This window comes from Bizionia argentinensis JUB59 (assembly GCF_000224335.1).
GTDB classification, from domain to species: domain Bacteria; phylum Bacteroidota; class Bacteroidia; order Flavobacteriales; family Flavobacteriaceae; genus Algorimicrobium; species Algorimicrobium argentinense.
In genome coordinates this window covers 1-739 of record NZ_AFXZ01000031.1, presented here as the reverse complement: position 1 = coordinate 739, position 739 = coordinate 1, and the positions used below count along the sequence as shown (strand labels likewise).

1 protein-coding gene is annotated in these 739 nt (G+C 28.3%); it reads left to right on the top strand.

The window, feature by feature from the left end; translation table 11 throughout:
• Window positions 1-729: hypothetical protein (locus BZARG_RS08760; RefSeq protein ID WP_237702585.1), on the top strand; the 729-nt coding region annotated here is incomplete at its 5' end.
• Window positions 730-739 lie beyond the last annotated feature (10 nt).

The following is a 739-nucleotide window of genomic DNA, read 5'->3' as shown; positions in this document are numbered from 1 at the left end:
CACAATATGAACCAACCTATGAAGAAATCGATATTATTTATTTTTCTTGTTCAATCTGTTTTCCTTTTTCAATGTAAAAAGCCGATTGAAAAATATTTCGATAAGACAATTAAAGTTGATTCCCTAAATGTTCCATTAGATAAAAACCAATTTTACTTTCCAAAGGAAATGTTTCCTTATATAGATTCTATTCAATACATACCACAAAAAGATTCAAGCTATATAGCAAAAAGAATTTACTCAAAAGACAAATACGATGATTCAGTGATGGAATGGTTTTCTGAATATTTATTCGGAATGAGAGAACCATTATTATTTAATCGAAAAGTTGATAATGAAATATTTCGCTTTACTTGGTTAAGGTCTTTCCACGAACCTGTTGTAATCAGAATTTCAGAAACGAAACAAAAGTATAATTTGAATTGGAAAACACTCAAATTAGATGAAAATCATAAACCGATTGAAATAATAATTAACGAAAGCAAAAACATCACTAAAAAGGAATGGGAAAATTTCAATGAATTAGTTAAAAAAGCTGATTTTTGGAATATGGAATTAGGTCGATATTCAATGGGTACTGATGGCTCTGAATGGATTTTAGAAGGAGTGAATTCCGAAAATTATAGAGCTGTAAGTGTTTTTTACCCAGAAAAAGGCGATTTTTACAATGCTTGTGATTATCTGATTTCTTTAACGAATTTGAAAATATCGGAAAAGGATAAATATTAAAAATACTGTG